This window comes from Gabonibacter chumensis (assembly GCF_024741215.1).
Taxonomy (GTDB): domain Bacteria; phylum Bacteroidota; class Bacteroidia; order Bacteroidales; family Marinifilaceae; genus Gabonibacter; species Gabonibacter massiliensis.
Map to the genome: position 1 here is coordinate 1 of NZ_JANSKB010000001.1, position 26,328 is coordinate 26,328.

21 protein-coding genes and 1 tRNA gene are annotated in these 26,328 nt (G+C 41.8%); 11 read left to right on the forward strand and 11 right to left on the reverse strand.

Features of this window, described 5'->3' with window-relative positions:
* Positions 1 to 519 precede the first annotated feature (519 nt).
* Positions 520 to 1,101, reverse strand: a complete 582-nt coding sequence (gene ruvA / locus NVS78_RS00005; RefSeq protein WP_286357368.1) for a Holliday junction branch migration protein RuvA — start codon at positions 1,099 to 1,101, stop codon at positions 520 to 522.
* Between the two features lie 23 nt (positions 1,102 to 1,124).
* A complete protein-coding gene (trpS, locus tag NVS78_RS00010; RefSeq protein ID WP_041502938.1) occupies positions 1,125 to 2,111 on the reverse strand; it encodes a tryptophan--tRNA ligase in 987 nt (328 codons plus the stop codon).
* Between the two features lie 304 nt (positions 2,112 to 2,415).
* Between trpS and NVS78_RS00015 the strand changes: the two genes are divergently transcribed.
* The gene (locus NVS78_RS00015; RefSeq protein WP_041502937.1) at positions 2,416 to 2,766 is read left to right on the forward strand and encodes a DUF3276 family protein; all 351 of its coding nucleotides are present in this window, start codon (positions 2,416 to 2,418) and stop codon (positions 2,764 to 2,766) included.
* A gap of 24 nt (positions 2,767 to 2,790) precedes the next feature.
* Here the strand turns inward: NVS78_RS00015 and NVS78_RS00020 are convergent, their stop codons facing one another.
* From NVS78_RS00020 to murB, 6 genes are all read right to left on the reverse strand, one after another.
* Positions 2,791 to 3,249, reverse strand: coding sequence for an SRPBCC family protein (locus tag NVS78_RS00020; protein WP_059026555.1), 459 nt, complete (start codon positions 3,247 to 3,249; stop codon positions 2,791 to 2,793).
* A gap of 9 nt (positions 3,250 to 3,258) precedes the next feature.
* A complete protein-coding gene (gene pyrE, locus NVS78_RS00025; protein WP_286357369.1) occupies positions 3,259 to 3,888 on the reverse strand; it encodes an orotate phosphoribosyltransferase in 630 nt (209 codons plus the stop codon).
* A 19-nt stretch (positions 3,889 to 3,907) separates the two neighbouring features.
* On the reverse strand, positions 3,908 to 4,936 hold the full coding sequence (locus NVS78_RS00030) for an aminoglycoside phosphotransferase family protein (protein WP_286357370.1): 1,029 nt from the start codon (positions 4,934 to 4,936) through the stop codon (positions 3,908 to 3,910).
* 225 nt (positions 4,937 to 5,161) lie between these two features.
* Positions 5,162 to 5,245 (reverse strand) — tRNA-Leu (locus NVS78_RS00035).
* Positions 5,246 to 5,346: 101 nt separating this feature from the next.
* The gene (locus NVS78_RS00040) at positions 5,347 to 6,114 is read right to left on the reverse strand and encodes an acyl-[acyl-carrier-protein] thioesterase (RefSeq protein ID WP_286357371.1); all 768 of its coding nucleotides are present in this window, start codon (positions 6,112 to 6,114) and stop codon (positions 5,347 to 5,349) included.
* Between the two features lie 52 nt (positions 6,115 to 6,166).
* Positions 6,167 to 7,180 carry a UDP-N-acetylmuramate dehydrogenase gene (gene murB, locus NVS78_RS00045; protein ID WP_289623338.1) on the reverse strand — a complete coding sequence of 338 codons (1,014 nt, stop codon included), beginning with the start codon at positions 7,178 to 7,180 and terminating at the stop codon, positions 6,167 to 6,169.
* A 93-nt stretch (positions 7,181 to 7,273) separates the two neighbouring features.
* Between murB and NVS78_RS00050 the strand changes: the two genes are divergently transcribed.
* Entirely contained in the window at positions 7,274 to 8,629 is a 1,356-nt protein-coding gene (locus NVS78_RS00050; RefSeq protein WP_286357372.1) for a methyltransferase RsmF C-terminal domain-like protein, read from the forward strand.
* On the opposite strand, the gene NVS78_RS00055 is transcribed toward NVS78_RS00050, so the two are convergent.
* Positions 8,630 to 10,597, reverse strand: a complete 1,968-nt coding sequence (locus NVS78_RS00055) for a tetratricopeptide repeat protein (RefSeq protein WP_286357373.1) — start codon at positions 10,595 to 10,597, stop codon at positions 8,630 to 8,632. It lies immediately after the preceding gene.
* Between the two features lie 96 nt (positions 10,598 to 10,693).
* Entirely contained in the window at positions 10,694 to 11,794 is a 1,101-nt protein-coding gene (locus NVS78_RS00060; RefSeq protein ID WP_286357374.1) for a Kelch repeat-containing protein, read from the reverse strand.
* 243 nt (positions 11,795 to 12,037) lie between these two features.
* On the opposite strand from NVS78_RS00060, the gene NVS78_RS00065 reads away from it, so the two are divergent.
* The 8 genes from NVS78_RS00065 (at position 12,038) to NVS78_RS00100 (ending at position 23,847) form a co-directional block, all read left to right on the forward strand.
* Positions 12,038 to 13,354 (forward strand): DUF4270 family protein, encoded by a 1,317-nt coding sequence (locus tag NVS78_RS00065; RefSeq protein WP_286357375.1) that lies wholly within the window; start codon positions 12,038 to 12,040, stop codon positions 13,352 to 13,354.
* 26 nt (positions 13,355 to 13,380) lie between these two features.
* Complete coding sequence (gene bamG, locus NVS78_RS00070; RefSeq protein ID WP_286357376.1) at positions 13,381 to 14,640, forward strand: BamG family beta-barrel-assembly machinery protein; 1,260 nt, start codon at positions 13,381 to 13,383, stop codon at positions 14,638 to 14,640.
* Between the two features lie 33 nt (positions 14,641 to 14,673).
* Complete coding sequence (locus NVS78_RS00075; protein WP_286357377.1) at positions 14,674 to 15,768, forward strand: TlpA disulfide reductase family protein; 1,095 nt, start codon at positions 14,674 to 14,676, stop codon at positions 15,766 to 15,768.
* 135 nt (positions 15,769 to 15,903) lie between these two features.
* Positions 15,904 to 18,906, forward strand: coding sequence for a serine hydrolase domain-containing protein (locus tag NVS78_RS00080; RefSeq protein ID WP_286357378.1), 3,003 nt, complete (start codon positions 15,904 to 15,906; stop codon positions 18,904 to 18,906).
* Positions 18,907 to 19,032: 126 nt separating this feature from the next.
* Complete coding sequence (locus NVS78_RS00085; protein WP_286357379.1) at positions 19,033 to 19,725, forward strand: succinate dehydrogenase cytochrome b subunit; 693 nt, start codon at positions 19,033 to 19,035, stop codon at positions 19,723 to 19,725.
* Positions 19,726 to 19,785: 60 nt separating this feature from the next.
* Positions 19,786 to 21,726 (forward strand): fumarate reductase/succinate dehydrogenase flavoprotein subunit, encoded by a 1,941-nt coding sequence (locus NVS78_RS00090; RefSeq protein WP_286357380.1) that lies wholly within the window; start codon positions 19,786 to 19,788, stop codon positions 21,724 to 21,726.
* 70 nt (positions 21,727 to 21,796) lie between these two features.
* On the forward strand, positions 21,797 to 22,558 hold the full coding sequence (locus NVS78_RS00095) for a succinate dehydrogenase/fumarate reductase iron-sulfur subunit (RefSeq protein WP_041502929.1): 762 nt from the start codon (positions 21,797 to 21,799) through the stop codon (positions 22,556 to 22,558).
* A 485-nt stretch (positions 22,559 to 23,043) separates the two neighbouring features.
* Positions 23,044 to 23,847, forward strand: a complete 804-nt coding sequence (locus tag NVS78_RS00100) for an alpha/beta fold hydrolase (protein ID WP_286357381.1) — start codon at positions 23,044 to 23,046, stop codon at positions 23,845 to 23,847.
* Here the strand turns inward: NVS78_RS00100 and NVS78_RS00105 are convergent.
* Positions 23,810 to 24,859 carry a hypothetical protein gene (locus NVS78_RS00105; RefSeq protein WP_286357382.1) on the reverse strand — a complete coding sequence of 350 codons (1,050 nt, stop codon included), beginning with the start codon at positions 24,857 to 24,859 and terminating at the stop codon, positions 23,810 to 23,812. The two genes, NVS78_RS00100 and NVS78_RS00105, sit on opposite strands and share 38 nt — an antisense overlap.
* A 134-nt stretch (positions 24,860 to 24,993) precedes the next feature.
* Here NVS78_RS00105 and NVS78_RS00110 point away from each other — a divergent pair, with 134 nt between their 5' ends.
* On the forward strand, positions 24,994 to 25,971 hold the full coding sequence (locus NVS78_RS00110) for a type I phosphomannose isomerase catalytic subunit (RefSeq protein ID WP_286357383.1): 978 nt from the start codon (positions 24,994 to 24,996) through the stop codon (positions 25,969 to 25,971).
* Positions 25,972 to 26,328: the final 357 nt, after the last annotated feature.

The window sequence follows — 26,328 nt, forward strand, 5'->3', positions numbered from 1 at the left end:
TTCTTCCTGTCCCGGTTTAATTCTCGCGCTCCTGACAACTCTCGTCATCAAAAGCTACGCTCGCTTTTTGTCACTTCAATATCTTTAAGAACTCGTCTGCTTATTTAGCTCTCTTCCCCTCGATCTTCCCGCGGAAAGCGGGTGCAAAAGTAGGGCTTAATTTTCAACTTCCAAATTTTTCCTCCACTTTTTTAAAAGTTTTTTTTCAACTCTCCATGCTCTCCCCGCCGGAAAAATCATCCACCATTCACCTCCTCATGACTACTCCACCTCCCACCATTCCTTTCTAACGTCATGAACTCTTTCTCTCTCGAAAGCGGGTGCAAAGATAAAAAATGAATCTATCCCTTTCCAAATTTTTACGCCTTATTTTTTCAAAAAAAAATAACGCAATCGCTATCCCGTCTATCTCTCAACGACTTTCGGGCAAAGACAACAACAGTAAATTGCAAATTCTCAAATCACGAAATCGTCTAACCACTAAATCTCCCGCTCCCGTCATCTTCTTATCCCCGGTTTTCACAATTGTTTTAAAGCTAATTTGATCAACTCCTCCACACTGCTTACATGTCCGGTAGCATATATTTTATCCAACGTCTTTACCACCTGCGCACGTGCAAAACCGAGCATCATCAAAGCCGCTAAAGCCTCCTCTTTCATCGTATTGGACAATACTCCCATATTTTCCAATACCACACCCTCCTTACCTACTTTATCCTTTAACTCGATAATTACCCTTTGAGCCGTTTTTATACCTATTCCCTTCACACTCTTAATCGCATTTACATTTTCGGTTACGATAGCCCCGGTAATCTCTTCCACACTCATAGAGCTCAACATGACATTTGCCGTATTCGCCCCAATCCCCGAAACTGATATCAAAGAACGAAACAAACTCCGCTCCTCTTTGGTGAAAAAACCATAAAACAGATGTACATCTTCCCGTATAACTTGATGAATATAAAGCAAAACCTCTCGTTCCGAAGCGATCTTAGAATAAGTATTCAACGATACATGAATATTATATCCGATTCCTCCACATTCGACAACCACATAGGCAGGGGTAGCCTCTATCAGTATTCCTTTAATATATTCGTACATAATAAACCTGAATTAAAATACCCTTAAGGACGGAATCCGATGATTTCCCGAACTTCCTTTATCGTCTTCTCCGCACTCGTTCTTGCTTTTTCAGCTCCCATAGCCGCAATCTTATCCAAATAAACTGGATCGGCCGAGTATTCCAGAATCCGCTCTCGGATGGGGGTACAAAATTGAATAATATCTTCGGCTAACTGCTTTTTCATATCCCCGTAACGAATCTCGCAAGCATTATACTTATCATTGAAATAAGCATAAGTATCTTTGTCGGAAACCACTTCCATTAAAGTAAATAAATTTTGTATCACCTCAGGCTTTATGCTATTAGGTTCAGTCGGCCCGCTATCGGTTACCGCTTTCATCACTTTTTTACGAATTGTAGCGGCATCATCGATCAAGTATATGGCGTTACCCTCGGATTTACCCATTTTCCCCGAACCATCCAAACCGGGAATCTTCACCGCTTCCTTGGAAAAGGTAAATGAAGCCGGTTCCGGAAAAAACTCCCGGCCATACATCGTATTGAATCTCCGGGCAAATTTACGAGCCATCTCCATATTCTGCTCCTGATCTTTACCAACCGGTACTTTATGTGCTTTATGAATAATAATATCAGCGGCCATAAGCGTCGGATACGTCAATAATCCGGCATTCACGTTATCAGGCTGTTTCCGGGCTTTTTCCTTAAATGTTGTCGTACGCTCCAATTCACCCAAATAAGCATTCATATTCAGGAAAAGGTATAGTTCCAAAATCTCCTTCACGTCACTCTGAACATAGATCGCCGATTTTTCCGGATCTATGCCACAAGCTAAGTATTCGGCTAAAATCTTTCGGACACTTCCCATGATATCGTCCGGACGAGGATGCGTAGTCAACGAATGCCAATCGGCAATAAAAAAGAAACAATTATATTCATTCTGCATCTGAATAAAACTCTTTACCGCACCGAAATAGTTTCCTAAATGCAAATTACCCGTAGGTCTAATTCCGCTTACTACTGTTTCCATCGTTAAAAATTTTCAATGTTTACGAACGACAAAGATATATTTTTATTCCTTTTAGAACAATATAATCGGTTGCTCTTCCTCCCAATACCGAATTTCAAAACTATTTTTCTACGAAAAAACGAAGAAAAAGTTACGTTCAAATCCTTCATTTTAAGCTTGAATACTGACCTTTCCAGCACATGCACCAGCTTATTTCATACAACTTACTGATTGTCAAAATAAAAAATATTGAAAAAAAAAGATGTTCTTATGTTGTTTTTTCCTACATTTGAGACGAAAACTCAAATTTAAACTTTAATTTAACATGGAAGGATACGAAAAAAATGAAGGTATGGAAATGAATGATCGGGAAGAGATCTATTCAAAACCAGTGAGAGCAGGGAAAAGGACCTATTTTTTCGATGTAAAAGCTACTCGTAATAATGATTATTATTTAACGATTACCGAGAGTAAGAAAAAATTTGACAAAGAAGGTAATCAAAACTACGAGAAACATAAAATTTTCTTGTATAAAGAGGATTTTGAAAAATTTGCAGAAGGCCTGGATGAGGCTGTAGCATATATTAAAGCGGCTCTGAACGGCGAGTTGCCGGAATCTCATCAAGACAGAAGCAATGATTTCGATGACATTGATTTCGACGATTTATCAAAATAAAAAAAGAGGCTTAAGCCTCTTTTTTTATGGTAATAATCCATACGGTATTTTAGCCAAACCTTCAGCCAGTTGATTTATTCCTTTTTCCAGTTTTCCTTTCAGCATCATTTTCATCACGACATTCAAATCCGCCTCAAAAGTGATCCGCATACGGGTGTCGTAAGGTCCATTCTCCAACAATTGAATCCACATACTAAAATCAAAAGGAACACGTCCGTCTCCTCCCAATTTTATGAGTTTAGGCTCTTCCCGCTCCACTATTTTCATTCCCATCTCCCCCACGCCTTTGATTATGAAAGAACAGCTATCCTCCGTCGTACGAATATCTTCAATTTTATCCGAAATAGAAGCCATCTGTTCCCCTCCCATCTGGCGGGCCATATTAATAATGGTCCCTATCCGATTGAAGTCGGAAAGAAAATTATAAACCTTATCTATTGTACATTCAATTTTCTGAACATCGCTTACAACCTTTGTAGACATAAACAATATTTATTTATAGGTTTCAGGACTCAATCTCCACTCTTTCAATTTTTCAACCTCATTCGAATGAACATAACCCGTCCTCACGGCTAAATCGATCATCGCCCCATAATTACTCAATGTGTCCAAAGCACAATGAGCAGCAGCAAAATTATCTTCCGCTTTCTGAAAACCGTATGTAAAAATAGCAGTCAATCCCAACACGTTACAACCAGCGTTCCGCAAAGCTTCCACGGCTTGCAAGCTGGAGCCGCCTGTTGAAATCAAATCCTCAACCACTACCACCTTCTGTCCGGGCTTACAGTCCCCCTCAATCAAATTCTCCAATCCGTGATTTTTAGCCGAAGACCTGACATACACAAACGGTAAGCCTAACTCCTGAGCAACTAATGCTCCTTGCGCTATCGCTCCGGTAGCAACACCGGCAATGACCTCCACTTGAGGATATTTACTCCGAATTAATTCGACGAACTGATCCCTGATATAGGTACGAACTTCCGGGAAGGATAATGTCTTACGGTTATCACAGTAAATCGGCGATTTCCAGCCGGAAGCCCAGGTAAAAGGGTCAGAAGGTTGCAATTTAATAGCTTTTATTTGCAATAAATGAGAAGCTACCTGCTCAGCTACACTATTCATATTATACTTTATTTAATAATTATTCATTCTCTTTCGGCGTGCAAAGGTACGAAGTATTTTTTAAAGCGCTCTCTACGACCCGTAGAATTTCAGGATATTCTTTTCCCAGTTGTCCTGAACCGCACAACGTCGCAATTCCCCGTAATCCGGGAACAATAGAATCAATAAAATGTTGTTTCCTTTCGTGTATACCCCTCAAACCGAAAGCCCCCATAGCCTGCAAAAGACGTATCAACACAAAATGATAATAAGCCTTACGAAATATCTTCGCCCGCTCTTCACTATAAATAGACAGTCGCCGGATATAATAATCCAGTAATTCATTTTTTTGCTTTTCCGGCATCTTCACCACGGCATCATACAACAAAGAAGCCACATCATAATGCAATGCTCCCCGACGTCCTCCCTGGTAATCGATAAAATAAACATCATCATCCGACACCATGATATTTCGTGACTGAAAGTCTCGGAACATAAAACAATCGGCTGCCACAACCACCAAATGCTTTGTCAACCGGTCAAAATCATTCTCCAATTTCTCCTCGTCCGCCTCCACTCCGGCCAACCGTAAAAAGCAATACTTAAAATAATTCAAATCCCAACGAATACAACGCTCATCAAAAACAGGACGAGGCAAACAAGCCGAATAATCCAATCCTTTCCCCCCTATCCATTGAAAACGCAATAATTCAGACAAAGACTTTCTATACAATTCCATCGTGTGTTCGCTCAATCCCTTTTCCTCCCGTTCCCGCTCCACGATATCCAACAGCATATCCGTTCCGAGATCTTCCTGCAAATAACACTTTCCGTCTTCCGACACCCGATATATTTCAGGTACATGCAATCCCTTTTCTTTAAAATTCCGGGAAAATTCAACGAACAACCGGTTTTCCCTCAAGTTTTCATGGTACACGCCGATGCAGGAAAACCTCTCGTCTCGCATACGATAATATTTTCTTGCAGAACCGGATAAAGGCAAAGCATCCACGCTCTTTACCGCATGTCCCGCGTACGATTTAAAAAGAGATTCCAACTGTTCTTCCATAAACTTTATTCGTTATTACTCCCCGCTTTACTTCTACGGTAATCCAAACACAGGTTACGCCGCTTACCGATAATATACCTCCCAAAAATTAAAACATCAACCGACAACAAAGCGCATATCCTTTTCATTCTCCGGTATGAATGCAAAAGTAAAGCAAATCGCCCATAATCCAAAACCTTCCCATCCAAAATAAAAATCCTGCCAACATCACGTTAGCAGGATTTGTGCCCAAGACAAGACTCGAACTTGCACAGCCGAACGGCCACTACCACCTCAAAGTAGCGTGTATACCAATTTCACCACTTGGGCATTTAACGCTGCAAAGATATTTTTTTTCTCCAAAAAAAGAAAGATATCCCCCCAAAAAATACGCGATAATCCAAGTCGATCCCCCAAATATACCTTATATCTTACTCCCCTGTCTTCATCTCGCACCAAACGGTTTTGGCCACACAATGCGTCTTTTCACAAGTTTCATTCATCACCCGGTGAAAAATAACGATTTCGCCTTCCTTCTCCTCAACCCGTTGTTGGCAAGAATATATCTCACTATCCGGCATAATCTCATGCTCGTACACGATCTCTAACTCTCTTAATTCGTGATTTTTCAAAAAATCAAAAGACAACGAATTGGTCACCCATCCGACATAAGTAGCCTGCGTCACATGCTTATTAAAGTCAATGTTATCATAAGTAGCCACGAAATGGCGTCCCGATTCGTACTCGGAAGGAACTTCTTTGGTATTCAAATCAAAACCAAGTTTTCTTTCAAAGCCTTCACAAGATTTAGCCGCTTCAATTACCACCTCCGGCAAACGCACGGGACGACGGCGAGCCAGATCGATAACCATCCATTCCGAGGTCGCCCTTAACAAGACCTCACCTTCCGTCGTCATCATTTGAAAATCCCGAAGAGCAAACAGACGATCGATTCCGGAGGGCCAAGTCTCCAAAATAACGGTATCATCTTTCCGCGGCATATGCGACACCACGATATGCAATTTATGCAACATCCAGGTCAACCCCCGAGCATTCAGAGTCCCCACATCGAATTTCAGCGACAACGTTTGCTCGTTAGCAATATCATTAAATAAATCACATAACGTTTTCACGAAAAGCCTCTCCCTCAAATCGGTGTAATGCGTGCAAATCTTTATCTTGTCAATATGCTTCAACATTTTATATAACTTTGGTTTACTAATTACAAATCAGATACACATGTTCAGGAGCTCAAATTATATTGACCTCCGATTCTAACCAAATACCGAATTTCAAAAAAACTGATTTTTTTATCTCGTTAGCCAAATGGGCCACTTCAACTCCATTGGCCTCTCCTTTATTTATCAATACCAACGCTTGTTTATCATGAACCCCGGCGTTTCCGATACCCTTCCCTTTCCATCCGGCAGCCTCAATCAACCAACCTGCAGCCACCTTTACCCGCTCGTCATCTACGGGATACAAAGGAAGTTGCGGGTAACTTTTCGAAAGAGCATCCGACAACTCTTTAGGAACCACGGGATTTTTAAAAAAACTTCCCGCGTTGGGCCATACCTTTACATCGGGTAATTTAGTATTACGAACGCGTATCACAGCCTGTCGTACATTTGCTAACGATACCCCGCCCAATCGATCGACCTCCTCCCGGATGCTCCCGTAATTCAAATTAAAACGAGACCGCTTGGAGAGACAAAAAGTAACATACGTAATGATAAACCGATTTTTCCATTCATGCTTAAAAATCGAATCCCGGTATCCGAAACGACATTGATCGGCATGGAAGCCAACAACCTTCCCCGTCTGCAGGTCAATTGCCCGTACCCCGGATATAACCTCTTTCACCTCGACTCCATAAGCCCCTATATTCTGAACCGGAGTAGCCCCGACATGTCCGGGGATCAACGACAAATTTTCTATACCGTAATACCCGCGTTCAACCGCCCAAGCCACAAAATCATCCCACACGACGCCGCTCCCGACCTGAACGAGTACCTCATGTTCATCTTCCCGCAGAATAGTATATCCCTCCATTAGCGGATAAAAAACAACTCCCGGAAAATCCGTCGTAAACAAAAAATTACTTCCTCCGCCTAAAATGATAATTTCTTCCGGGTTCAACTCGTAATCCGTTACAAACTCTGAAAGCTCTTTTTCCCGATCACTTTCCACGAAATACTTACAGGTCGCATCCATGCTAAATGTATTATGCGCTTTCAAATTATAATTCTCCCGAACTCTTATCATTTATTTTTCATTTAAATTTATTATCAGCAATACGGCAAAGGTAAAACATATCACAAATAATTCATTAATTTTGTCCGTTTAATCTACACCTGTATGATGCAATTACCAACTCTTTTCAGCGAACGCATGAGTCAAATTCTCGGACAAGAAGCGTCGGATTTCTTCGAAGCATTACATAACGCGTCTCCTGTTTCCATCCGATTGAATCCACACAAACAAACGTCCCTGCCCCCCTTCCAAAACTTGCTCGACACCCCGGTTCCCTGGTGCAACAATGCATTTTACCTGAAAGAGAGACCCCTGTTTACTTTAGACCCGTTCCTACACGGGGGAGTTTACTACGTGCAAGAAGCCTCTTCCATGTTTCTCCAAACAGTCCTTCAGCAAATTACGGGCCATAATCCATTGAGAGTTTTGGATTTATGTGCCGCCCCCGGAGGAAAATCCACCCTGTTGGCCGCAAGACTTCCCCAGGGTTCCTTATTGGTTTCAAATGAAGTCATTAAATCCAGAGCCGTAATCCTAAAAGAAAATATGATCAAATGGGGGAACGACCATACGGTCATTACCCAAAGCGATCCGCGTCAATTTTCCTCTTTCACCGGAGCCTTCGATCTTATTCTGGTAGATGCCCCCTGTTCGGGCGAAGGTATGTTTCGGAAAGACCCCAAAGCCATTGAAGAGTGGAGCGAAAACAACTTACGTCTATGCGAAGAAAGGCAAAAACGGATTCTATCGGACATCTGGAACGCCTTAGCTCCCGGAGGATATCTGATTTACAGCACATGTACCTATAATCCGGGAGAAAATGAGAAAATATTAGAATGGCTTTTAACCCATTACGATGCCACCTCCATCGAGATACGACATCCTTTCGAAGAGATCACGAAAGCAAAATCTTCCGCTCACGGATATCGTTTTTATCCCCATCACTCGCGAGGAGAAGGATTTTTCATAGGCGTAATGCAAAAAAACAACGGAGAAAGATTCCAAATCAAAAAAGAAAAACGGAACAATAAAAACAAAGAGATCGACCTGCCGAAAGAATTCGACATCTACCTACGGAATCCCGATCTTTACTATGCCTATCAGAAAGGAGACACGATAGGAATCATCCCCCGGGAACATGCTGATTTTATTCAACAATTATCCTCAAAAGTCGACCTATTGTACAAAGGGTGCGAATTAGGCGAAGTCATAAAAGGAAAAAACAAACCGACACATGCTTTGGCCCTATCTCCGGTTCTGGCAAAAAACAATATACGGATACAAGAGGTAGATTTACAGACAGCGATTCGATACCTTAAAAAAGAAGAGCTGCGGTTCGAGGCTCCTCAAGGAGAATGGATCCTGATATCCTACCTCTCTACCCCCTTGGGATGGGTAAAAGAAGTAGGAAACCGAATCAATAATTATTACCCAAAAGAATGGAGAATCCGAAATTTCTGATTAACGATCCTGCTCCACGGAACAATAGCGTTTAATAATATTGTAAGAGTCCGTAATTCCCAATTCACCCGCTTTACTGAGATCAGCATTGGCCTGAGCTTTATTTCCCTTGTAAATATACAACAACCCTCTATTGTAATAGGCTTCGGCAATATCTTTATCCTTTTCCAATAATTGGGTATACAGATCGATAGCCTCATCCACTTTTCCGCTCTTCGCGTAAACGTTAGCAATATTAAACATCGCGAATACGAAATCGGGATCGATCTCCAAGCATTTGTTGTAATCTTCTAATACCGTGGAATAATCGACAACCCGCACGACCTTTTTATCCTCCCCGACGACTCGGGAGGTTTTCTCTTCAACGGACTCGATGTAATCATACATCTTCATCCGGGCTCCGGCCAGATTTAACCGGGCAAACAAATGATTCGGATCTCGTACCAAAATCGCCTTGAAATCCTCTATCGCGTCGGTATATCTTCCGAGTTCCAAATAAAAACCTCCCCTTAACAAAAGGGCTTCTATATCATCTTTATCCCGTCCTATCCTCTCCGACAAAACTCGTATCTGATTATCTAAAAATTCTAACGGGAAATGAAACTTTTTATCGGATATAGTCAATGCCGGATTGTAATTATGAGATTGATTATAAGTCATAATATGCTTATTGAAATACTGGACCTTACCTTTCCTCAAGGTATCTATGTCCAGGTACTGTACCAAAAATACATCCTGCAATCTTATAATCACCTCCTTATCCTGCAAACGACCGTTAATGACATCTTTTATCCTGTCCGTACGGGAATTGATGTCTATCAGTCTTCTGAAATTCTCCGTCGTATCGACCAAAGCATTCCGATCTCCGTCTTTCATCTTTTTATAACGATCCAAAATCTCTGCCGCCTTGTACTGATCCTTCTCGGCCTCCGCGTAATCGTGTTTCCGTGAATTCACCATGGAACGAGCTTGATAAGCTTTTACAAAATCGGGATAAAGCGAAATACTCTCCGTAAAATCATAATAAGCACCGTCTAAATCCTCTATCTCCATTTTCAGCAATCCCCGGTTAAAATAGATCAGAATATTATCCGGGTTCATTTTCAATACCTGATCGAAATCTTCAATAGCGCGGTTGTAATCACCTACCTCTGCCCTTAACAAAGCCCGATTATAGTACGCATAGGCATAAGTACTATCAACCTGTATCACGGCGGTATAATCATCCAACGTCTCTTTGTATTTTTTCATTTCATACCAAGCGTAGGCCCGACTCATCAATATTCTCTTATTTTGGGGATTTATCTTCAATCCCTGATTGTAATCTTCTATGGCATCATGATATTTCTTCTGCTGAAATTTCAAATATCCCCTCAAACCGTACGCTTCATCGGAAAACATATTCAATCGGATCGCGGCATTACAATCCGCGATAGCTCCGTTCACATCCTCGAGCTTATCCCGCATGATCGCCCGGTTCAAATAAGCGGCCAATAGTTTATTGTCAATAATCAAAGCTTTCGAATAATCTTTTTCCGCCCCTTTATAATCTCCCATATCAGCCTTTGTTATGGCCCTATTGGCATACACGTACGCATCTCCTGGATTTATAGAAACAGCCGTATTGTAATCCTCCAGCGCTTGCTCGTATCTTCTCAGGTTATGCCAGGCTATACCCCTGTACATAAAAGCATGAAAATAATTCGGATTCAGGTCTATCGCCTTCGTGTAATCCTGAATGGCCCCCTCGTAATCTTCCAGATTTAGCTTAGCCAACCCCCGGAAAAAATAAGGCTCGGACAAATAAGGCTTTACCCGTATAATATTATTGAAATTTTCAATGGCACTCACGTAATCGTCAAAATAAATGGCACTTTGCCCCATACGCATCATATTTGTCGTATTCCATTGAGCGGACAGACTCAATCCCCACCAACAAAAAAATATAAGGAAGACAATCTTTTTCATTTTTCTGCTCCTGTTGTCTATTATTTCATGCCTTAAAGGTAATAAAAAAAAGGGAAGCACAAAGCCTCCCTTTTCTTTATGATCAAAATCCTACGATTAATAATCGTTTCTCTTATCTTCCTTAACATCGGGAATAAATTTCCAAGTAGCAGCATAAACACGAACGCCGTATTCATCCGTACCACTACCACCGGTCGTATAGTATCCGTAACCGCCCACGGCAAATCCCACTCCCATGGTCACATTAGCCGCATAATAAGAAAGGTCTTCCATCTGATGCCATTGATCGCGGTTATGATTGTATCTCCAAACAGTTCTCGGAGCAGTTCCTCCCATTCCTGTAGCCACATAGGCATAAGGCTGTCCGTCTTTTCCCTTATCGGAAATAAACGTGATAGCATAAGCACGAGGAATACGATCATAATCCTTATCCTGTTTTACATCCGGCTTATTTGTCAAAGCACCCATCGGAGTCCATGTTTCCGTAGAGAAATCAAATTTACTCATATCGCGCAAAACACCCGCACCATCCGTACCTAAACAAACATAAGCATAACCTCCTACAACGAAAGCAGACGCACCGTAGCGTTTATCTCCGATAAATCCACTTTTCCCGTCCAAAATTTTCCATTGTTGTCCGGCTCCGGCCTTCGGATCGAATTTATAAAAATCTTTGTAGATGAGATCCTGATTGTTTTCACGATTACGACCCGTACCCACATAACCGTATTTGTCATTAGCAAAAGCAACGGCATCCCGGCATTTAACAGGTAAATTATCTATTTGACTCCAAGCTCCTTTTCCTCCGTCAGCAACCGGATCAAACTCCCAAAAATCATCATAATATTTAAGTGTCGTGGTATTCGTATTCGATCTGTAACCAGAACCCACGTATGCTTTATTCCCGATAACAAAAGCAACGGCAGCATGACGGGCCTCTCCCGGGAAATCGTTAATCCTCGTCCATGAACCACTCGTGTAATCGAATTTCCAAAAATCCTGATACTCCGCATCATTATTACCGTATCCTAATCCCACGTATGCGACATCGTTAATTACAAAAGAAACAGCTCCCAAACGATCGGAACCCGCGAACTGAGAAGCCTTCGCCCAGTCACCCAAATGGTCGTCATCTGATCCACAGGATGCAAAGAAAAAACCTAAAATAGCTAGAACTAAAAAATTAAATGTTCTCATACTTATTTATTTACCTATTTGTTTATTGTTATTTTCTAACTTTTCAATTATACTTTTATCTTTCCTACCCAAAAAGGATAGGCAAAACTACACATTTTATCTACAAATCCAATAAAAAAACAGGTGAAATATATCTTGTTATTCTTTTTTACACTTTATTCCGATAAAATACAATCGCTCCTTTCGGTTTTTTAGAAAATAGTTATACCTTCGCATTCTGTTAATTCAAAATAAAACTACAACATGAGAATATTCTTTCTGATAGGCTTTTTCTTTATTGTATTGTATGCTTGTGACAATGATTTAAATACCATCGGGGAAAATCTGATTCCGAATACCGGCTACGTGGAAGTGCGAAAATATAATATAGACAAAACTTCCACCATACGTTTGGACTCTTTTCCCACTTCCAGTCTTCCCTACATGATCATGGGATCGATAAAAGACGATTTCACGGGCAGAACGACAGCGATACCTTATTTCCATCTGGTTAAAACGGGATATGAAAAAAACCTGAATTTTGAGAGGGAATATGTTTACGACTCCTTGACCCTGCATTTCAGATACAATCAAGTCATTGCCGGAGATACGAGTCAACACCAGACCTATTATCTATATAGACTGACAGAATTTCCTGAATTTGATTACCTTAATCCTTTTTTCTATAACACGGATTCGCTTCCCCGGGCAAGCACGCCCATCTCCACTTTAAAAATTTATCCGCAAAAGGAGTACCTGTCGAGAGCTTATTTTAAGGTAGACGATGAATTGGGGAAAAAACTTTTTGACCTTATGCGGGCAAGAGATACCGTCTTTAGCAATGGACTGGATTTCTTACGCTACTTCAAAGGCCTATCCATTGTTCCCGATAAAGACAACAGCAACCTGATATCCATTGACGCCACTTCGGCCAACCTGTATTTACGTTGCTACTATCATTTCGGAGAGACCAAATACTGGTTTGATATTCCGACAATAGGATCATCCGGCAGTTATTACAATTTTACCAATTACAAAAACGATCCTCCGCAAGAATTGGCCCATGTAACCCAAACCGACTCTTTGCAGTATGTAAAAGGCGGATTGGGGGTAGTCCAGGGACTGAACGGATACATGCTGAAGCTCAATTTGCCTTTTATCAAAAATATCGATTCCTATCGCACCATCGTCAGGGCCGAAATAGAATTAAAACCCTATTTCAACGTCTACTCCAAGGTACCGGATGCCAAACAATTGGGAGTGTTCGTGTCTGACCGGGAAAACGGGTTAAAAGGGATTCTGTTGAACGGAAGCGGACAACAGGTTTACGGATACTTATACCAAAATTCGACGAACGTAAACGATCGGAAATATACCATAGACATCACGGATTACTATAACAGTCTGGTTAGCGGAGTTCCTCCTATCGATCAAAACATCCATCTATTGTTAGGATTACCCGGTACGTTGCGTTCGCAAGATAAAATAAACCTAATGGAAGGAAATATCAGCAGCTCATTTAATCGTGTAGTACTGGAAGAAGTTCCGGTTTTACGGCTCTATTATACACAATATAAATGATAAAGCAGTTATCAAATATGAATTTTATGAGAAAAATAGTTTTTAGTATCGTCATATTTCTTTGTTCAATCAGCGCATTCGGTCAAAACAATTCAGGTACTCCGTATTCCAAATATGGTATAGGCCTTTTCCCCGATAATTACGGTCCTTACACGGCTATGGGCGGCGTGTCCGTTGCCATGCGGGACAATTACAATATCAACTTTATGAATCCGGCTTCTTATACGGCTTTGGATACGCTCCGTTTCTATTTTCAATTGGGGGTCAGCGGAGAATACGTTGATATTTCAACGAACAAGGAACACTCCAAATATCAAGTCGCACAAAATGCCTCTATAAACATGGCTTTCAGACTATACAAAAAATTATTCATGTCTTTCGGTTTCAATGAAAAAAGCGATATCGGATACGATATTTTGTATAACAACGAAGTAATCGGCGATCCGAGCATGCGTTTTCTTCAACACATCGAGGGAGAAGGAGGTTTAAACGAAGCCTATCTCGGTTTGGCTTATCAATTCGGAAAGCTCTCCATCGGAGTAAACTCCTCTCTGATATTCGGTAAATTAGAAGAACGTCAGACCTTACAAATATTACCTGTCGGTAGTGGATATTATCTAAAAACCCGAACACAAACCAATGTTTTCGATGCACTATTCACGATGGGAGCCCAACTGCCGTTACAATTAAACAAGAATTCAAACCTGACCTTAGGAACCAGTTTCAATTTCGGAACCAATTTCCATGGGAAAAAAACATTTGAAGCCTATAAAATCAGTATGGCAACCGGAGTTCAAACTCCTATCAATGACGAAAAATGGGAAGACGGGAATATTCATTATCCTTTCAAAATGATTATCGGTACGACTTACGAATATAAAAAACGATGGTTGATTTCCGGAGACTACACGTTTCAAAACATGTCTCAATATCAAGAATTTGGCGGAGAAAGAGTGTATAAAAATTACCATAAAGCTGCATTAGGGGGATATTTCCAACCGGATGCAACCGGACGTTATTGGTGGCAACGTAACAAATATATGGCTGGTACGTATTTTACAAGGTCCCATATAGATTTGAACGATCATTCCATCAATACTTATGGGATCACGGTCGGATCTCAGATTCCGGTTCGACTTCGGACACAAGAGTTAATGTTAGGCGTTGCCTTCGATTTCGGTATGAGAGGGACCCGTTCTGACAATTTAATTCTGGAGAAATATGCTAAAGTAAGAATTAATATTGCTTTTAAGGAGATATGGTTCATGAAAAGCAAGATTAATTAGTAATTAAAAAGTTTATATTGAAAAACCCAAAACATGAGAAAAATTTTATTCACTTTTGCAGTAGCAGGTTTAGCACTTGTAGCATGTAATAACCAAAGCGGTTATACGGTAACCGGAAACATAGAAGGTCTGAAAGAGGGTAAGGCCTATATGGTAAACGTAGACAACGGAAAGGTAGATACATTAGCCTCTTCTGACATCAAAAATGGTAATTTCACATTCAAAGGTAATGTCAAAGGGATAACCGCCGCGTTTATAACGGTGCAAGGTCAAAGAGGCGGATTACCCATTTTTCTGGAAAATGAAAAGTTCACGGTAAAAATAAATCCGATGAACCCCATGGAAACCAGCGTAAAAGGTGGAGCCGCCCAAAAACTAAACAATGAATTCAACGACATTCAATTAGGAGTATACAAGCAACAACAGGTCCTGAATCAAAGCTACATGCAAGCTCAACAAGCTCAGAATCAAGCCAAGGCTGACTCTATTGCCAACGTATACAACCAATTGGTTGAAAAGGCGATGGCAAAAGAAGATTCTTTGATCAAAGCAAACCCCGACTCCTACGTATCGGCACATATGGTTGCCGCCATGATGGGAGAAATGGAGTTAGAGGCACTAAAAGGGAAATACGCATTACTGGGAGAAAACGCCAAAGCAACGATTCCCGGACAAAAAATCGCTCAACACATTGCCCGACAAGAGAGCGTTGCCATAGGACAAATAGCCCCGAATTTCACGCTCGACACTCCGGAAGGAGGAACCATTTCCCTATACGACATCAAAGGGAAAGTTAAATTAATCGATTTTTGGGCCTCCTGGTGCGGACCCTGCCGGCAAGAGAATCCTCATGTGGTTGCTCTTTACAAAGAGTTCCATCCGAAAGGTCTCGAGATCATAGGCGTATCATTGGATAATGACAAAGCGAACTGGGAAAAAGCGATCCAAGACGACGGTTTGACCTGGTACCAAGGCTCCGATCTGAAAGGTTGGCAATCGGCTGTAGCGCAATTATACGGAGTAAGAGCAATACCTCATACCGTATTGTTGGATGCAAACAATAAAATTGTAGCCAAAAACCTAAGAGGCAACGAATTAAAAGCAAAAATAGCCGAAATGCTAAAATAATTGTTTTTAACAATCATTAAAAAAGAAGAGGGTAAAAATAAGTTTATACCCTCTTCTTTTTTGCTACTTTTGTTTCATGCAGGAAAACAGAAAAAAGGTTCCTGCCGGTAACGATAATCGGTAAGTATAAGTTCTATGTATAAAATTCTTCTGAATCTTGTAATTTGTTTGCTTATCTCTCATACGATCTGGGGACAAGATACTATCGGAAAAGTAGATTCCCTCCTTTCGACAATGACTTTGGACCAAAAAATCGGACAACTGTTCATGATTGCCGCTTACAGCAACAAAGGTGCCGATTATGAAAAAGAATTAGAAGAAACCATCACCCGGTATCATGTCGGAGGAATCATCTTCTTTCAAGGTTCTCCTGTCCGTCAAGCCCTTATGACCAATCATTTTCAACAACTATCTCCCATCCCTCTATTAATAGGGATGGATGCTGAAAGCGGTCTCGGCTGGAGAATAAAACAGGCTATGGAATTTCCGAATCAAACACTATTGGGAGCCATACGCGACAACGATCTTATCTATCGCATCGGACAATCGATCGGTGAAGACTGCCGCCTGTTAGGAGTTCATGTCAATTTTGCTCCGGTTGTCGATATCAATACCAATCCCAAAAACCCGATTATCGGAATACGCTCTTTCGGAGAAAAGAAAAAAAATGTAAGCCAAAAATCCATTGCTTACATGCAAGGATTGAGTTCTCAAAACGTCATGGCTGTAGCCAAACATTTCCCGGGACATGGAGATACGGATGTCGATTCGCACTTGGCCCTTCCGTTAATAAAATTCCCTGCAACGCGTTTAGATTCTGTCGAGTTATATCCCTTTAAGGAGCTCATTGAGGCGGGAGTTCCGGGGGTGATGGTTTCCCACCTGAACGTCCCGGCCTACGATACCGCCAATCTTCCCGCCTCCTTGTCCCCCCGTATCGTGACGGAACTTTTAAGAAACCGACTCCGTTTTGAAGGATTGTGTTTCACGGATGCGATGAATATGAAAGGGGTAACTCTGGGAAGGGCCAAGGGTAAAGCAGACTTGTTAGCCCTGATGGCAGGCAATAACGTTCTCCTGTTTCCGGAAAACATTGCCGCCTCAATCAAGAAAATAAAAGAAGCGATTAAACACGGTAAAGTAAGCGAAGAGCTCATCCACGAAAGATGCAGGCAGCTCTTGTTGGCGAAAGAAAAGTACGTCATGCCTTCCTATTATCCGATTGATACGAACCGGCTCATCCAACGCCTGAATACGCCGCAAGATTCGGGAATCCTGCAAACGGCTTACGCCAAAGCAATTACATTAATAAAAAACAATGATCTTTTATTACCCTTCACAAAATTAGATACGTTGCGTATGGCTTCCTTAAACTTCGGCGACCGAAAAGCGACCGCCTTCGAGAACATGCTTTCCAACTATGCACCGTGTGATCATTTTTCCATAAGCAATGAAGCTTCTCCGGAAAAGATACAACAACTACTCAAAAAATTAGCTTCATATAACTGCATTATCATATACAATAGCGCCGCGCGCAACAGTATAGCCCGGCAATTCGGAGCCTCGTTACAGTTATCGAATATCATTAAAAAATTAAAAGGGAAACGCCTCGTTCTATGCCACCCGGCTACACCCTACGGTGTAGATCTATACAGCTATCTCCCCGTAGATGCAATACTTATCAGTTATAGCCACGATCTTCCGGCACAAGAATTTTCAGCTCAAGCCTTGTTCGGGGGAATCCGCGTAGAAGGGAAATTACCGGTCAGTATCAACCTCAGCTATCCTGCCGGAACAGGCTTAACGACCCCCAAAATCCGATTAGGATACCATCTCCCCGTTTTAAGCGGAATGGATAGCTTTGTATTACAACGCATCGACAGCATCTGCCAGGCTGCCATACAAGCAGAAGCGACTCCCGGCTGCGAGGTACTTGTGGCAAAAGACGGCTATATAGTCTATAACAAAGCCTTCGGATATCATACCTATCAAAAGAAAAAACCGAACCGGACAAACGACATTTACGACATAGCCTCCGTAACAAAAATTGCGGCGACACTCCCTACCACAATGATGCTTTACGATAAAAAAAAAATAGCGTTGGATTCACCGATTTCCCGTTACTATCCACCAATCATACAAACGAACAAGGCAAATATTACGATTAGAGAAATTCTCCTGCATATGGCCGCCTTAAAACCGGCCGTTTCTTTTTTTTATCATGCCATAGATAAAGGAAAATTATCCGGTCGTTTGTTTTCTCCGCGCAGAACGAAAGAAAATTGTCAAAAATTACGAGAGCGCCTCTATCTGAACCCGCATTTCAGTTACCGGGACAGTACGTTCTGCCACGAACCCCGAGAAGATTACACCCTAATATCTCCTCATTTCTATATTCACAAACAATTTAGGGATTCCATCCATGAGATCCTACTGAATAGCGAATTATTGCCGCAAAAAAAATACGCGTACAGCGATATCGGATTCGTTCTTTTAAAAGATATTTCGGAATCACAGACATCGACCTCTTTCGATCGTTTTTGTAAAGAACAACTATTTAAACGCATCGGGGCAAACAACACGGCTTTTCAAGCCTATCGGACCCTCAACCCGGAGCGCATCGTACCTTCGGCGGAAGATCAGGTTTTTAGGAAATCCCGACTAAAAGGATATGTACACGATCCCATTGCAGCCCTACTAAACGGTATATCCGGAAATGCAGGTCTTTTTACGAACACCGGAGACTTAGCCAAAATCATGGCAATGTATCTGAATCACGGCGAATACGGGGGAGAACGCTTTATCGACTCGGCAACCGTAGCCCTTTTCACAAGCACCCAATTACCCGCAAAACTAAATCGCCGGGGATTAGGCTTTGACAAACCTGAACAGGATGCCTCCAAAACCAGCCCCGCTTGCGCGGCGGCTCCCCCATCCAGTTACGGACACAGCGGTTTTACAGGTACAATCGCCTGGAATGATCCGGATAATAAAATGATATACATATTTTTATCGAATAGAACGTTCCCCAATGAATACAACGATAAACTTATTCAAGAAAACATCCGTACCAAAATCCAAGAGGTTCTTTACAAGGCGTTATCAACACCGACACAAACTCCCCTTTATACCCCTTAATTACGGAAATAATTCTTTATATTTAGAATGATTTTAAAATAGCTGAAAGCGTTCCATATGCCGGAAAAAAAGGTACTTTTGTTGACGCAAAAGAATTTAAATAGTTATCAATAAATAGACTTAATTATGAGTAATTTCTTAACATCGTCGATCGGGAAAAAGATCATTCTGAGTTTATCGGGTCTTTTTCTTATTGCGTTTTTGTGCATTCACTTGGCACTAAATCTACTTTTAATTGTGGATAATAGTGGTGAGTTATTTAACATCGGAGCTCATTTCATGGCAACCAATCCATTAATCAAAATCATCGAACCGATTTTGGCTTTGGGATTTATCATTCACATCGTATTAGCCTCCATCTTAACGCTCCAAAACAGAAGTGCACGTCCAGTCAAGTACGATTTGCGGAACCAAGCAGGCAACTGTACCTGGTCTTCCAGAAATATGTACATCCTGGGAGGACTGGTTTTAATCTTTTTGGTTGTACACCTCTGGAACTTCTGGTGGAAAATTAAGTTTGCAGGAGATCCTCTTTTAACGGAAATCGACGTGGATGGAGTGGCCATGGAAAACACTTACGCTTTGGTAGCAGGATTGTTTAAATCCAGTATCATCTACGGTTTGATTTATATTTTAGGCGGTGTATTCTTAGGTCTTCATCTCACTCACGGATTTTGGTCGGCATTTCAATCCATCGGTTTTTGTAACCAGATTTGGAGAAAACGATTGGAATGTCTTGCTAAAATTTTCGCGATTATCATTGCCGTAGGATTCAGTATTATCCCACTCTATTTTATTTTGGGTTTAGGTGGTAACTAATAACCGCTAAGTTCCCATGAGAAATCTGAATCTAAAAATCAAAATTAAAAATTATTCGTTATGACAAAATTAGACGCAAAAATACCTGCAGGACCGTTAGTAGAAAAATGGTCGAACCATAAAGCTCATATTGGTGTTGTCAGTCCTGCTAATAAAAGGAAATTAGATATTATTGTCGTAGGTACCGGACTTGCCGGCGGATCCGCGGCTGCCAGTCTCGCGGAACTTGGCTATAACGTTCTCGCTTTCTGTTATCAGGATTCCCCCCGCCGGGCTCACTCCATCGCCGCACAAGGTGGTATTAATGCAGCAAAAAACTACACGAACGATAACGACTCCGTTTATAGGTTGTTTTACGAAACCATTAAAGGAGGAGACTATCGGGCCCGTGAAGCTAACGTATATCGTCTGGCAGAAGTAAGTAATGCCATCATCGACCAATGCGTGGCTCAAGGAGTTCCTTTCGCACGTGATTACGGCGGCCTTTTGGCTAACCGTTCATTCGGAGGTGCTTTGGTTAGCCGTACGTTCTATGCCCGCGGTCAAACCGGACAACAATTATTGCTTGGCTGTTACGGAGCCATGAATCGCCAAATCGAAAAAGGACAAATTAAAGTATATAACCGCCATGAAGTTTTAGACGTAGTTCTTATCGAGGGAAAAGCAAGAGGAGTCATCGCACGCGACTTGGTAACCGGTAGAATCGAGCGTTTCGGCGCACACGCCGTTGTACTGGCAACCGGAGGTTACGGTAACGTGTTCTTCCTCTCGACAAACGCCATGGGATGTAACGGAAGTGCCGCATGGCAAGCTTACAAACGAGGTGCATTTTTCGCCAATCCTTGTTTCGTACAAATTCACCCGACCTGTATTCCGGTACACGGAGAACAACAAAGTAAACTGACGCTGATGTCCGAGTCATTACGTAATGACGGTCGTGTTTGGGTTCCGAAAAAAATAGAAGATGCTAAGAAATTACAGGCCGGAACTCTGAACCCGAACGATATACCCGATGAAGATCGCGACTTCTACTTGGAACGTCGTTATCCGGCATTCGGAAACTTAGTTCCTCGCGACGTGGCCTCCCGTGCCGCCAAAGAGAGATGCGATGCCGGATTCGGAGTAAATAACACGGGTAAAGCCGTGTTCCTGGATTTCAAATACGCCATCGACCGTTTGGGAAAAGAGACCATCGAAAAACGTTACGGAAACTTGTTCCAGATGTACGAAAAGATCACGGCTGTCGATCCTTACAACAACCCGATGATGATCTACCCGGCTATCCACTACACCATGGGAGGTCTTTGGGTAGACTACAACCTGATGACTACCATTCCGGGTTTGTATGCCATTGGAGAATGTAACTTCTCTGACCACGGCGCCAACCGCCTCGGTGCTTCTGCCTTGATGCAAGGCTTGGCCGACGGTTATTTCGTACTGCCGTATACCATCGGTGATTATTTGGCAAAAGATATTCAAACACCGAAAATTAAAACCAATACACCGGAATTCGATGAAGCAGAAAAACGGGTAACCGACCGTTTGCGCAAACTATACGATATAAAAGGAAGTAAGTCTCCGGATCATTTCCACAAACTATTAGGACATATCATGTGGGACTATATCGGAATGGCCCGTGACGCGGAGGGTTTGCAAAAAGCAATAAAATTAATTGCCGAACTAAAAGAAGAGTTTTACAAGGATCTTCGTATCACCGGAGAATTCACCGCTATGAACAACGAGTTGGAGAAAGCCGGACGTATAGCAGATTTCTTAGAGATCGCCGATCTGATGGCTCACGATGCCTTGGATCGTAACGAATCCTGCGGCGGACACTGCCGTTTGGAATCTGTTACGGAAGAAGGTGAAGCGAAACGGGACGACGAGCATTACCAATATGTTTCCGCGTGGGAATATAAAGGCGAAGCCACAGCTCCCGAATTACACAAGGAACCCCTTGTATTCGAAAACATAGAAGTAACCCAACGCTCTTATAAATAATGACAACTCAAATTGTAGGCATCGACATGAAAAAATTACCTGCAATTCAGCATTTAAAACAAAATTGGTTATGGCAGATAAAATATTAAAAGAACTAACTCTGAAGATCTGGCGTCAAAAAGATGCCAAATCCAAAGGCGGGTTTGAAACATACAAAATCCATGATATCTCTACCGGCACTTCATTCCTTGAAATGTTGGATATCCTCAACGAACAGCTTGTAAGCGAGAACAAAGAACCGGTTGCATTCGACCACGATTGCCGCGAAGGTATTTGCGGAACATGCAGTCTGTTTATCGACGGACGAGCTCACGGACCGGACGATGACGTGACTACCTGTCAATTGCACATGCGCCGATTCGAGGACGGAGCGACCATCACGATCGAACCTTGGCGTTGCGGAGCTTTCCCTGTAATCAAAGACTTAATCGTTGACCGCGGAGCATACGAGAAGATTTTGCAAGCAGGCGGATATGTATCCGTGAACACGGGAGGCGTTCCTGATGGTAACGCGATTCCTATCGCTAACGAAAAAGCAGAAGAAGCCATGGATGCGGCAGCCTGCATCGGATGCGGAGCTTGTGCGGCAACCTGTAAAAACTCTTCAGCCATGCTTTTCGTTGCAGCTAAAGTCTCACAATTGGCATTATTGCCTCAAGGTAAAATCGAAGCGGCACGCCGGGCAAAAGCCATGGTTGCCAAAATGGATGAACTCGGATTCGGAAACTGTACCAATACAGGAGCCTGTGAATCCGAATGCCCCAAGAGTATCTCTATCGAGCATATCGCCCGTCTGAACAGAGAATACCTGAAAGCAAAATTAAAAGACTAAATAAGATTTTTTTCGCGAAGAAGAGGTCGGAAGATTTTTCCGACCTCTTTCTTTATTAGTAGATTTAAAGATTCTTTTATTTAGTGATTTAATTTGAATCTCCCGATTGTAAATTTTAAATTGTAGATTGTAAATTAATCTCTGAATATCTATAACATGAGCAGTTCATAAAATCGAAATTCAATCCCTTGATCACAGAATCCTTCAATTCCTTTTATTTACAATCGTCAATTTGCAATTGATAGCACTTTAACCCCGTCCCCAAGTGCTATTTACCAGAAAAAAGAAGCATTCACTCCGAGTCAAATCGTTTCTTTCATCATCATCATCGTTTTGTTTTGCATTATCTTGGAAATACTTGCACTAATCCTCTATCGCAAACAATGAAAACAAATCAATAAAACATGCGCAGAATTGAAAGAATTTGAAGATAAATAGTTTCTTTTTTAGTAGATAGCGCGTAAATTTGCCACGACGAAAAAGCGATGAAATTATTTTACAGAGAAATCGGACAGGGAGATCCTTTGATTATTCTTCACGGATTATGGGGTGCCTCGGAAAATTGGCTTCCCATCGCCCATTTATTAGAGGACAGGTTCAGGGTAATCCTGCCGGACGTTCGTAATCACGGTCAATCGCCGCACTCGGATGAAATGAATTACGACGTGATGAGTGACGATATCATAGAATTGATCGAATCCTTAAAACTACCGACATGCCCTTACATCGCGGGACATTCCATGGGCGGGAAAATAGTCATGGCCATACTCATGAAAAAACCTGAACTTATCCGCAAAGCCGTCGTCATCGATATCGCTCCCATCGCCTACACCTCTTCCGACGGTGGAAGGCATAGTAAAATCATCGATTTCATGTCTGCTTTCAACCTTCGTTCGTATCAAACGAGAAAAGAGATAAAAAACGCTATTGAAACCCGTTTCAGAACACCCGAATCCCGGCAATTATTCTTAAAAAACATCCGGAAAACGAAAAACGGATTCGAATGGAAAATAAATCACGAATCCATACAAAAACATTTTCAAGAAATCAGCGGTTGTCCCTCTCTTCTTCCCTTATCACAATATGATCGAGAGATTCTTTTCATTAAGGGAGAACATTCCGATCTTATCCCCGCGGACAAGACTTCCTTGTACAAACAATTCCCGGCTGCCCGCTTCCTTCCAATACCCGATTGCGGGCATTGGATCCATAGCGAACAGCCGGAAAAATTAGCTCAAGCCATCAAAACATTTATTCTCCCCAAACAAAAGCTTTCGTCACATAGCTAATGGCCTGGATGTTCCGATCGGCATTATTATCGTATCTTCCGATTCCCGGCTCATACAGGATAGCCGACAACCGTATTTTATACACCTCTCCTTTTACCAAAGCAGACAATCGATTCTCGACCTTTCCTTGTGTCGCTTCCGTTATATTCAGCTCCCCCGTTCCTGCCAGCACTTCACTTTTGAAGAACGGATTATTAGCATCCGAATTTTTATCCAACACCTCAACCTGATAATATATATTCGACTCTTCAACAGGAGTCCAAGTCACGTCTATACCCGTAGAAGTAGCCGTCGGCTTCCATTCTGCCCTTAAATCAAAAGCGTGCTCCGGAACATTCGAATCATACAAACTTTCATCGAATTTCACATTCCACTTGGAACCGATCTTACAATAAAACCTTACTCTATCGCATTTTCCGGTGAAATCGATATTTTTCCGGTATACCAAATTTCCAAGATAACTTCCTCTATCCAAGGGAATTTGTCCTCCTTCCGCATCCGACACGATGGCATAGGCCTCCCGGATCGAACCGTTCCCGCTTATCTTAAACTCTAACGTTCTTTTCCAAGTTCCCTCCCCACCCAAATATTGATTAACCCAGTAAGCATCTCCGCTCAAGTTTTCCAAATAAGAAAGCCCCTCGTTGTATTCGCGGGCTCCCCATCCGTCATGCAAGGACAATATCCCCTTCCCGCATCCCAATACATTCCATGTCTTCTCTTCTCCGTTATTGTCCGTTATCCTCAAAGCATTATTTTCCAAATCCCTCCATTTTCCGGCAACCGTATCTTTCAAACCGCTATATTCCACACCAATCAAATTTCCGTTATTATCAAAACGAATCACCTCCAGTACATCATTCGTCCGGTAACCCAACTTATTGCCTATCCAACCGTTATAATACCAATCCTTACCCGTCAGATCATTCCGATTCAACACAAATTCTTTGTCGTCGCTATCGCTACACGCTCCTAAAATAAGTAAGGTGATAAAAGCACCTAAAATTCTCATGTTTCCCATTTTTACTACGTTAATTTCTATTCTTAGAATCAAAATTACATTTTAAAGCGAAACTCACGCTAAAATTATGCATTTTTAATATCTTTGTCTTTATACAATAATTATGCCTAATACAAACAGAGAAGATGTTGTACCCGTTAAAATTTCATCCGATTCTAAAAAAAACACTTTGGGGAGGTCATAGGTTAGCCTATAAAAATGAGAATCACATGGAGACCGAGCACATAGGAGAAAGCTGGGAAATCTCAGCCGTACAGGAACGCGTATCCGTAGTTTCTAACGGACTCTTAGCGGGAAATGATCTTCAGGAACTGATCGAAGTATACATGGGAGACTTGGTAGGAGATCGCGTGTACGAACAATTCGGCATCGAATTCCCGTTACTTATCAAATACATCGACTCTCAGGCCGATCTCTCCATTCAGGTTCATCCCGACGACGCCACGGCTAAGGAAAGACATAACGCCTACGGGAAAACCGAAATGTGGTATATCGTGGATGTCGAAAAGGAGGCTTCCCTGATTTTAGGTTTTAATAAACCTTTGGACCGAGCGGAGTATTTACAAAAGTTACACCAAAAAAAATTGCAGGAGATTCTAAACGTGGAACACCCGCGCAAAGGAGATTGTTTTTTTCTCCCTTCCGGTTTGGTTCACTCCATCGGAAAAGGATGTTTTATCGCAGAAATACAGCAAACCTCCGATATCACTTATAGAATTTATGATTACGACCGGAAAGACATAAACGGAGAACCGAGGGAATTACACACGGAATTAGCAACGAATGTTATAGACTACAACTATTACCCGAATCATAAAATCCATTATGCTCCCAAAGATAACGAATCCGTGCAATTAGTCGATTGTCCTTACTTTACGACTAACCTGCTCACGTTCGACAAAAACATAGAGAAAGAATACATCCGGTTGGACTCTTTTGTCATCTACATGTGTCTACAAGGAAAATTCACCATCACGACAGGAGAATCCGAGCCCGTGGAAGTAAAACAGGAAGAAACGGTACTTATCCCGGCCTCTCTCAAAAATCTGACCCTCTACCCCGACGAATACTGTAAGGTCTTAGAAATTTATATCACAAACTGACAATTGTAGATTGTAAATTAACTTTTGATTTAAGATCTAAGATTTATGATTCAATTCTGATCTTGCCATCTTTAAATCTAAAATCGGCAATCAAAAATCCGAAATCGTAAATCTGAATCTCTCAATCTACAATTTGTAATTAAACGACGCCCCCGGCCCCTTGTCTCGTTGGGTCCATAGGGTTAAATAAATCGCTTTCTAATCACGAAATCATTGAATCCTTCAATCACAGATTCCTCCTTGGTTCATAAGGTCAAAATCTTAATTCTCCAATCACAGAATCACTAAATCTTTTAATCACAGAATCCTTTAATTCTTTTAATCTATAATCGTAAATCTCCGTAATCTCCCCATCTC

Bases quoted from the DNA above. Each gene is read 5' to 3' on its own strand.
- NVS78_RS00050 (WP_286357372.1), top strand. From the start codon at position 7,274: ATGATGCAATTACCAACTCTTTTCAGCGAACGCATGAGTCAAATTCTC.
- NVS78_RS00100 (WP_286357381.1), top strand. From the start codon at position 23,044: ATGAAATTATTTTACAGAGAAATCGGACAGGGAGATCCTTTGATTATT.
- NVS78_RS00075 (WP_286357377.1), top strand. From the start codon at position 14,674: ATGAGAAAAATTTTATTCACTTTTGCAGTAGCAGGTTTAGCACTTGTA.
- ruvA (WP_286357368.1), bottom strand. From the start codon at position 1,101: ATGTACGAATATATTAAAGGAATACTGATAGAGGCTACCCCTGCCTAT.
- NVS78_RS00040 (WP_286357371.1), bottom strand. From the start codon at position 6,114: ATGTTGAAGCATATTGACAAGATAAAGATTTGCACGCATTACACCGAT.
- NVS78_RS00060 (WP_286357374.1), bottom strand. From the start codon at position 11,794: ATGAGAACATTTAATTTTTTAGTTCTAGCTATTTTAGGTTTTTTCTTT.
- NVS78_RS00090 (WP_286357380.1), top strand. From the start codon at position 19,786: ATGACAAAATTAGACGCAAAAATACCTGCAGGACCGTTAGTAGAAAAA.
- murB (WP_289623338.1), bottom strand. From the start codon at position 7,180: ATGATAAGAGTTCGGGAGAATTATAATTTGAAAGCGCATAATACATTT.
- NVS78_RS00030 (WP_286357370.1), bottom strand. From the start codon at position 4,936: ATGGAAGAACAGTTGGAATCTCTTTTTAAATCGTACGCGGGACATGCG.
- NVS78_RS00105 (WP_286357382.1), bottom strand. From the start codon at position 24,859: ATGAGAATTTTAGGTGCTTTTATCACCTTACTTATTTTAGGAGCGTGT.
- NVS78_RS00080 (WP_286357378.1), top strand. From the start codon at position 15,904: ATGTATAAAATTCTTCTGAATCTTGTAATTTGTTTGCTTATCTCTCAT.
- NVS78_RS00085 (WP_286357379.1), top strand. From the start codon at position 19,033: ATGAGTAATTTCTTAACATCGTCGATCGGGAAAAAGATCATTCTGAGT.
- pyrE (WP_286357369.1), bottom strand. From the start codon at position 3,888: ATGAATAGTGTAGCTGAGCAGGTAGCTTCTCATTTATTGCAAATAAAA.
- trpS (WP_041502938.1), bottom strand. From the start codon at position 2,111: ATGGAAACAGTAGTAAGCGGAATTAGACCTACGGGTAATTTGCATTTA.
- NVS78_RS00095 (WP_041502929.1), top strand. From the start codon at position 21,797: ATGGCAGATAAAATATTAAAAGAACTAACTCTGAAGATCTGGCGTCAA.
- NVS78_RS00065 (WP_286357375.1), top strand. From the start codon at position 12,038: ATGAGAATATTCTTTCTGATAGGCTTTTTCTTTATTGTATTGTATGCT.
- bamG (WP_286357376.1), top strand. From the start codon at position 13,381: ATGAGAAAAATAGTTTTTAGTATCGTCATATTTCTTTGTTCAATCAGC.
- NVS78_RS00020 (WP_059026555.1), bottom strand. From the start codon at position 3,249: ATGTCTACAAAGGTTGTAAGCGATGTTCAGAAAATTGAATGTACAATA.
- NVS78_RS00015 (WP_041502937.1), top strand. From the start codon at position 2,416: ATGGAAGGATACGAAAAAAATGAAGGTATGGAAATGAATGATCGGGAA.
- NVS78_RS00110 (WP_286357383.1), top strand. From the start codon at position 24,994: ATGTTGTACCCGTTAAAATTTCATCCGATTCTAAAAAAAACACTTTGG.
- NVS78_RS00055 (WP_286357373.1), bottom strand. From the start codon at position 10,597: ATGAAAAAGATTGTCTTCCTTATATTTTTTTGTTGGTGGGGATTGAGT.